Raw genomic sequence first — 7,718 nt, 5'->3', positions numbered from 1 at the left:
GTCGCGTCGCCACCCGCTACGACAAGACCGCCGAAAGCTTCCTGGGCTTCATCGACATCACGTCGATCCGCCTCTGGCTCCGCCATTTGTCAACATGACCTAAAACCCTCGGCGCTGATCATATCTCCGAGCTCGCCAATTGCTTTACCCTTGGCCTCGCCCCAGTTGATGTTCGCACCCGCGTAGAAGCCGGACCAATCCGAAGCAACCACCACTGGCGCAACAACCACCGGATCAGCAGGGGCAACTGGAGCCACAAAGCCGCCTGCGAATGATGCGCTTGCAATGAGGCTTGCGGCTGCTGCGTAAAAAACTGTCTTCATCTCACTCTCCGACAAAAAACGTTCGCGCCAGAGTCGTATAAGCGGCTTTTCGCCGATGTGGAGTCCGTCGAGTGGTGCATTTCCTTACCGGTGCCATTTTTGACACACTTTCATCCGACATTCCCCAAGTGGCCTGCCGCTTGACTTCAAGATCGCCTGATGTTGCTCGCTGGGCAAGACGCACGCATTCTAGGAACTCCGCGAGCAGGGGGAGCGGGTCGCGCACCCGCACCTCCATATGATGCAACCTGTTGCAACGCGGCTGGTCAGAATCCCCGTATTAACGGCAGAAAGATGAACCCCTGTGCTGGGAGTGTGATAAAATCCTTTATATTCAAAGGATATAGCGCATCACATGTCTCCACACGCCTTCCGATCCATCCGCGACATCGAGAACTTCGGCAGGGCCCGCCTCTCGAAGAGCTTCTACATGCGCGACTTCCTGCACAGCGAGATCAGCCAGTTCGAGGGCATCCCCAACCTGCCATCTGATCCAGAACTCGCCATCCGTGCCGGGAAACGCCTCTGCGAAGACCTGCTGGAACCGCTTCAGGACACCTTCGGGCGCATCGCTATTCGCTCGGCCTACCGATCCGCCATCATCAACGACCTCGGGCACCGGAAAGGCTACGGCTGTGCCAGCAACTGGCGGAACTTCGCGCGGCACATCTGGGACGTCCGGGATGAAAACGGCGCGTTCGGGGCCACGGCCTGCATCGTCATCCCATGGTTCGCTGATCGCTACGCGGCGGGCGAGGACTGGCGGGCGCTGGCGTGGTGGATACATGACCACCTGCCGTATTCCGAGATGTGCTTCTATCCGCGCCTCTGCGCGTTCAACATCGCGTGGCATGAACTGCCCAAGCGCATCATCCGCAGCTACATCGCCCCAAAGGGCACGCTGACGACTTCCGACACGCACAGTTCCCCCTGCGCACACGCAGACTGGTATCGCCACTGGGGGGAGCGATATTTGCAACCCGTTGCACCCGTCACCATATGATTGCGAGCAGGAAGCAGGCTGTGAGTTGCATAGCGGACTCACATTAGCACGAGCGCCAAACCTAGCGATGGTTGTTGAACGCTTTCACTGGCATTTCTGTCCCACCTGGGGAGAATGAAGCACAGCAGAAGGCACGAGCCGACACGGCAAGCACATGAGCGTTGAGGAAGTAGTCAATCCAGCAGTCCTAGTCTGGGCGCGCGAGACGGCGGGGCTCTCCATAGAGGAGGCCGCGCACAAGATTGGTTTGACCACCGGCGCGCGCGGCACGGCTGCTGAAAAGCTCGAAGCGATGGAGAGCGGCGCGCGGGTACCATCCGGCACACAGCTTGCCAAGATGGCGGCAGCCTATCATCGCCCGCTTCTCGCACTTTACATGGCAGAGCCTCCTCGTCCGGCAGACCGAGGCGAGGACTTCCGCACCATGAAAACACCAGTTCCACCCAAAGAGGCTGCAAGGCTTGACGCCTTGGTCCGAGATGTGCGGACCCGGCAGAGCATTTTGCGGGATATGATGGAAGACGACGAAGACGCGGAGCCTGTCAGCTTCGTGGGAACGCTGTCCATCGCCACACCGATTGCGCAAGCTGCCAATCGGATCAAATCCGCACTCGGAATCGACGATGACCGCAGCTTTCGGAGGGGGATGCGGGAGCCTCAAGACCTCTTTGCCGAACTGCGGCGCCGGACCGAATCCCTTCGCGTCTTCGTAATCCTGTTGGGTGACCTTGGGAGCCATCACACAGCAATTTCTCCGAAGGTCTTTCGAGGCTTTGCCGTGGCCGACAGGCTTGCCCCTATGGTCGTGATCAATGATCAAGACGCGAAGGCCGCATGGTCTTTCACCCTGATCCACGAGTTGGCTCATATCTTTGTCGGCAATACTGGTGTCAGCGGACTCCCTGAAACGGGCACGCCTCACACACCAAGCGCCCGCGTCGAACAGTTCTGCAACGACGTTGCCGGAGAAGTGCTCCTTCCAGATCAGGCTTTGGCCCGGGTGCCACGGCTGGCGACAACCGAAGCGGTCATGCGAGAAGCCGAAACGCTGTGCCGGGACTGGCATGTCAGCAAAGCGATGGCCGCCTACCGGCTTTGGCGCGAGCGGAAAACCGATGTCGAGACTTATGGTGCAGTTGTACGTATCCTCGCCGACCAATGGCAACGCCAGCGCGCTCGGGATAAAGAGAAAAATCGGAACAGCGACAGTGGGCCGAATTATTACATTGTCCGGCGGCACAGGTTAGGAGATGCCCTGCTGCGTTTTGTAGGACATGGGCTTCGGGCTGACGCGGTAACGCATACCACAGCGGCGAGAGTTCTTGGCGTTCGACCGGGCGCGGTTGAACCTCTGCTGTCCAGCGTCATGGGGCTGGGCAACGGAACCCCGAGGAGGAAGGCGACCTAGTGCTCTACCTTCTTGATGCCAACACATTGATCCGGGCAAATGCTGACTACTACCCGATTGACCGCATCCCGCAGTTTTGGGACTGGCTAATCGACTGCGGCCACGCTGGTCGCGTGAAAATCCCGAACGAAATCGCCGACGAGGTGACAGCCGGGCGAGATGACGTCGCCGACTGGCTGAAGGAGGAAAACGCTAAGAGCGCGCTTCGCTTGGGCGAGAAGGTTGACGTGGCTGCCCTCCGTCATGTTGTTGCTCACGGCTATGCTCCCGATCTGGACTCCACTGAAATGCAGAAGATCGGAAAAGACCCGTTCCTCGTCGCCTACGCCATTGGCAAGTTAGATCGCACTGTGGTCACAAAGGAGCTATCCAAGCCGTCGAAGCAGCGCGCCAATCGGAAAGTGCCCGATGTGTGCAATGTCTGCGGCGTTACTTGGCTGAATGATTTTGGGTTCTATCGGGACGCCGATTTCAGAATCAGGTGATGGGCAGGGAGAACATGTGCAACCCGTTGCACCGGGGTAAGAGCGCCATCTTTCGACACGCGCAATTCCAGACTTCCGACATGCGCAATTCTAGGAAGACGGGTTGATGTGTTGTGGATTCTCCGCACCAGACAGGACTGCGCGTCTACCCTCCTTCAACAGGATAGAGAGGACACTAGCGCCGGAAGGTGGGCAGAAAGGTGGATTGAACAAAGAGAAACCCACGCAACCAATTGAAGTTGCGTGGGTTTTCGCTGGTTCATGGTGCCGGTGAAGGGACTCGAACCCCCGACCCCATCATTACGAATGACGTGCTCTACCAGCTGAGCTACACCGGCCTCTCATGTGCCGCGCCGGATAGCAGGTTCCGGCGCGGGCGAAAAGGGGGGTCAGCGATTTTTCCCCGCCATCTTCACTTCCTCCTCGTCGATCGGCTCGACATCGGGGCGCACGGGCAGCAGATCGCCCGGTTCGTCAAGCGCCGGCCGGCCTGCGGGTTCGGGCGCAGACGGCGCGGCCAGCACCGGTTCGGGATCGGTGACGGTCATCGCCGGCTCGGATGCGGCCGCAGCCGGAGAGACGCGGCGATAATCCGATTCGCGCGGCACCATGCCGGGCGAAACATCCGCGATCTCGACCGGGCCGGTCGTCTCCGGCGGCTTGCGCGGCTCGGGTTGCGGACCGCCCATGCCGGCGGGGCCGGCGGCAACCGCAGGATCCGCGGCGGCCGGGGCGCTCGGCTCGGCCGCCGCGGTTCCCGCTGCCGTGCCATGCGCCGTGCCCACCAGCAGCGGCAGCATCTCGACCCCGTTCGGGGCGGTGGCGCCCCAAGCGGGGGTGTCGGGCTCACGCCATGTCAGCGTGTCGAAACCGCCGCAGCTGTCGCAGGTCGGCGACCAATCGGCCATGACATTGTGGCACTTGTCGCAGACCCATTGCGGGCCGCGGCTGGCAACCAGCGCCCGCGCCAGGATGCCGCGCACCACCGCGTCGTCCGAACCCTCACCCCGTTCCACGGCGGCCAGGATCGACAGCGAACGCACCGTGGGATGCTTCTCTGCCAGATTGCCGAGCGCGCGGCGGGCGCCGGGGAAATCCTCGGCCGCCAGCAGCAGTTCGGCACGCAGCAGCCGGGTTTCCTCGTCATCCGGGTTCTGCCGCATCAGATCCTCGAAGCGGCGCAGCCGCGCGGCCGGCTTTTCATCCGGCACGATCTCGGCATAGGCCGCGGCGACCGAGGGATGCGGGCGCACGCTCCAGGTCTTTTGCAGCACCCGGCTGGCGTTGCGCGGATCGTTCTGCGCGATATAGCTGCGCGCCGCCAGCACCGCGGCCGGGATCAGGTCGGGGCTGGCGCGGTTGGCGGAAATCGCCGCCTCGCGGGCGCTGATCGAATTGCCATGCGCCAGCACCTCGGAGGCCTCCTTCAGCGCCAGGACCGCGTCGCGGCGGACATGCACGTCCTTGGGCAGCTGGCCCTGCTGGCGCTTGTCCTTGAGCACGGCGCGCGCGCCCTTCCAGTCGCCCTCGCGGGTCTGCAGTTGCAAGAGCGTGTCCTGCAACTCGGCGTGCTTCGGCTTCAGCGCATAGGCTTTCTCGGCCAGTTTCAACGCGGTAGCCGTATCGCCTTCATCCAGTTTCTGGCGCATCAGCCCGCGGATGCCGACAAAGCGCGTGCGCGGATCCGACAGCAGCCGGCGATAGACCTCGCCGGCCTTGCGGCGGTCGCCCGCCACCTCGGCCGCCTGGGCGGCCAGAAGGTCGGTGACATGCGGCTTGTCCAGAAGCTTGGCCGCCTTGGCGGCCTTGTCCTGCGCAAGCTTGCCCTCGCCCGAGGCGACGGCCAGCATGCCCTCGGACAGCGCATCATAGCCCTTGCGCTCGCGCGAGCGGGCGAAATAGCGATTGATCGCCGTCTCGTCGCCCAGAAGGAAGCGCAGGAAGGCCAGAAGCAGCCCCAGCAGCCGCACGGTGATCCAGCCCAGCAGCACGACGACCAGCGCCGCGATCACCAGTTGCACCGGACCCAGCGTGTATTCGGTGCCGCCATAGACCATGCTCAAGCCCTGGCCGGTTTCCGAAAGCTGCATCGCACCCAGCGTCAAAACCAGCACGATGGCGAAAAAGATCAGGATTTTCAGTGCCGAAAGCAGCATGGCGCGCCCCTTACATGCTGCCCGCGGCCAAAGCGGCCAGCGCGGCATTGGCTTCGACCCAGGCCTGGGCCCCGGCAGTCCAGTCGGCCATCGCCGCCTGGGCCGATTGCGGCAGGGCGGCGATCTCGGCCAGCGCGCCCTTGATGTCGCCGGCATTCACCGCGGCATCGGCGCGCGACAGCACGGCATCGGGATCGCTGCCTTCGCGCGGTTCGACCGAGCGGGCGCCGGTCTGCACGCGCAGGAAATTCCCGATCGCCCCCAGCGCGCCGTCCTGCGGCGCCTCCTGGCGCGCGGCGGCCAGTGCCTCGCGCGCGGCGGCGGGAAAGCCCGCGCGCAACTGGGCCAGCGTCGGGATATCGCCGGTCAGCGCGGCCGGCGGCTCGACCCCGGCGGCGCGCAGATCGGCCAGCGCCTGATCGCGGGGGCCGCCGGTCTCGATCGCGGCCTGCAGCGCGGCGGCGGCCTTGGCCGCCTGGGCGCGGCGGTTCGCCGCCTCGGCCGTCTCCTGCAGCACGGATGCCTGCGCCTGGGCGGCAGCGATGCGCTTTTCGGCCTCATCCGCCGCGGCGGTGATGCGGGCTTGCAGCGCCTCGGCCTGGGCGGTCAGTTCCTGGACCTGCCCTGCCGCCGCCTGCGCGTCGGGCCGCGCGGCCAGCGCATCGATGCGGTTCTGCTGCGCCGCCAGTCGCGCGGTCAATTCGTTCAGCACCTGCTGCAGCCCGTCGCTGCCCTCGCCCGAGACCACGGGCGCCACCACGGGCCGCGCGGCCAGATCGGCCAGGGTCTTTTCCAGCGCGGCCAGCTTTTCCTGCTGCGCCTGCAACGCCTCGGCATCGCCGCCCCGCGCCTCGACATCGGCCAGCGCCTGTCGTGCCGCATCCGCACCCGCCTCGGAGGCGCGGTTGGCAAAGGCGTCGGCCTGGGTCTGGATCTCTTCGCGCGCCGCCTCGACGGCCGCCTCGCGGGCAGCGGCGATCTGCGCCTCGGTCGGGGCCGGGTCGGCACCGAGCGGCTGCCAGGCTGGCGGCAGATGCGGGATCGCCCACCAGGCTGCGGCAGCACCCAGGCCGGCGGCGACGACGCCGCCCAGGAAGGTCGGCATGAAACCGGCCTTGCGCACCTCGACCACGCGGGTCTCGACCTTGGCCGGCTGGGGCGGGATCGGCACAGCCTCCGGCCTGGCGACCGGCGGCACGCCGCCATGCTTCGCTTCGGTCGCAGCCTGGGATGAAGGGGGCTTCGATTCGGCAACCGCCTCGCCGGCAGCGGACCGGCCCGCGTCCGGCTTGGGCGCGGCGGCTTCGGGACCGGGGCCGGTGCCGACCAGCCTTGATTCGATCTGCGGCTTGGGCTCGGGCTTTGCGGCCTGGGCACCTTCACCGGAACCGACCGGGCGGCTGTCGATGACCGAGCCCGAAACCGCCTTCTTCTTGCCGTCTTTTCCGGGGCTTGCCTTGTTCTCGCTGGAATTGGTTTCTGGCTTCTTCACAATTCTTCCCCGTTCCCTTTCGCATCGCGGCCCGGCTGGCATGGGGCGAGGCCCGCCCCTGCCGCCCGCAATCATGATTGGCTCCAGCCGGCAGTCTAGTCGGCGGTGCGTGGCGCCTCAACCGCCCTCATGTGGATTGTTCCGCGGCCAGCAGCCGCTGGATGGCGCGAAGCACCCCCTCGGCATCCGGGGTCGGCGCCGGCACGCAGCGCGCTGCCGGACCCTGCCAGGCATCCCGCGCCGCCGGGCTGATCGGCGCCAGCCACAAGGGCGCCCGCGCGCCCGCCGCCTGGCCCGAGAGCAGCCGCGCCGAGCGGGGCGAGAACAGCGGCAGGATCACCGGCGCGCGCCCCGCCAGCGCCGCCAGCGCCACGGCATTCAGCGGTTCGGGCAACTGGTCATAGACCACCATGCCCGGCACCGGCAGCACCTTGGCGACATGGGCGCCGTGCGGATGCAGCCAGCCCTCGCCCAGCCCGTCCAGCATCGGCAGCATCCGCGCCGCGTCGCCCGGCCCTTCGGTCACGTCGAAACCCGCCGCCTGCGCCGCCTCGGCCGTAGCGGGGCCGACGCAGATCGCCGGCCGGCCGCGTCCCGCCCCCGCCGCCGGCACCGCGTTGACCGAGGTGAAGACCAGCCCCTGCGCCGCGGCCAGCCGCGCCGCGTCATGCACGACTGGACGGATGCGCAGCACGGGCGAGATCAGCACCTCCAGCCCAAGCGGCGCGACCTCTGCGGCAAATCGCCGCGAGGCCGGCTCGGGTCGGGTCAGAAGCAGGATGGGCGCGGGGTTCGGCGGCATGGCAATCGGCCTGACAAGATGTTACTTCGCATCTGCCTAGGCCCTTGGC

The 7,718-nt window shown here is 65.9% G+C and carries 7 protein-coding genes, 1 tRNA gene and 1 pseudogene; 4 read left to right on the top strand and 5 right to left on the bottom strand.

Annotation, left to right across the window (positions count from 1 at the left end; all coding sequences use genetic code 11):
- Positions 1-98: pseudogene (locus tag ACDP63_RS16640) on the top strand (IS5/IS1182 family transposase); the annotation flags it as partial.
- On the opposite strand, the gene ACDP63_RS16635 reads toward ACDP63_RS16640, so the two are convergent.
- The gene (locus ACDP63_RS16635; protein ID WP_409928294.1) at positions 90-323 is read right to left on the bottom strand and encodes a hypothetical protein; all 234 of its coding nucleotides are present in this window, start codon (positions 321-323) and stop codon (positions 90-92) included. The pseudogene ACDP63_RS16640 and the gene ACDP63_RS16635 overlap by 9 nt on opposite strands.
- 430 nt (positions 324-753) lie before the next feature.
- Between ACDP63_RS16635 and ACDP63_RS16630 the strand changes: the two genes are divergently transcribed.
- The 3 genes from ACDP63_RS16630 to ACDP63_RS16620 all read left to right on the top strand — a co-directional run bounded on the left by ACDP63_RS16630 (position 754) and on the right by ACDP63_RS16620 (position 3,219).
- Positions 754-1,326 carry a hypothetical protein gene (locus ACDP63_RS16630; RefSeq protein WP_409928293.1) on the top strand — a complete coding sequence of 191 codons (573 nt, stop codon included), beginning with the start codon at positions 754-756 and terminating at the stop codon, positions 1,324-1,326.
- 154 nt (positions 1,327-1,480) lie between these two features.
- Positions 1,481-2,734, top strand: coding sequence for an ImmA/IrrE family metallo-endopeptidase (locus ACDP63_RS16625; protein WP_409928292.1), 1,254 nt, complete (start codon positions 1,481-1,483; stop codon positions 2,732-2,734).
- A complete protein-coding gene (locus ACDP63_RS16620) occupies positions 2,734-3,219 on the top strand; it encodes a DUF4411 family protein (protein WP_409928291.1) in 486 nt (161 codons plus the stop codon). The genes ACDP63_RS16625 and ACDP63_RS16620 overlap by 1 nt, the downstream gene beginning before the upstream one ends.
- 262 nt (positions 3,220-3,481) lie before the next feature.
- On the opposite strand, the gene ACDP63_RS16615 is transcribed toward ACDP63_RS16620, so the two are convergent.
- From ACDP63_RS16615 to ACDP63_RS16600, 4 genes are all read right to left on the bottom strand, one after another.
- A tRNA-Thr gene (locus tag ACDP63_RS16615) sits at positions 3,482-3,557 on the bottom strand.
- Positions 3,558-3,608: 51 nt separating this feature from the next.
- Positions 3,609-5,375: a heme biosynthesis protein HemY gene (locus ACDP63_RS16610; protein WP_024845007.1), complete on the bottom strand. Its 1,767-nt coding sequence runs from the start codon at positions 5,373-5,375 to the stop codon at positions 3,609-3,611.
- Between the two features lie 10 nt (positions 5,376-5,385).
- Positions 5,386-6,867 (bottom strand): hypothetical protein, encoded by a 1,482-nt coding sequence (locus ACDP63_RS16605; protein ID WP_024845008.1) that lies wholly within the window; start codon positions 6,865-6,867, stop codon positions 5,386-5,388.
- Positions 6,868-6,994: 127 nt separating this feature from the next.
- Positions 6,995-7,669 (bottom strand): uroporphyrinogen-III synthase, encoded by a 675-nt coding sequence (locus ACDP63_RS16600; protein WP_024845009.1) that lies wholly within the window; start codon positions 7,667-7,669, stop codon positions 6,995-6,997.
- Positions 7,670-7,718: the final 49 nt, after the last annotated feature.

The organism is Paracoccus sp. P2, from assembly GCF_046335115.1.
In the GTDB taxonomy this organism is placed as follows: Bacteria; Pseudomonadota; Alphaproteobacteria; order Rhodobacterales; family Rhodobacteraceae; genus Paracoccus; species Paracoccus pantotrophus.
Note: the sequence above shows the minus strand (reverse complement) of the source record. Positions and strands in the feature narration are given on the sequence as shown.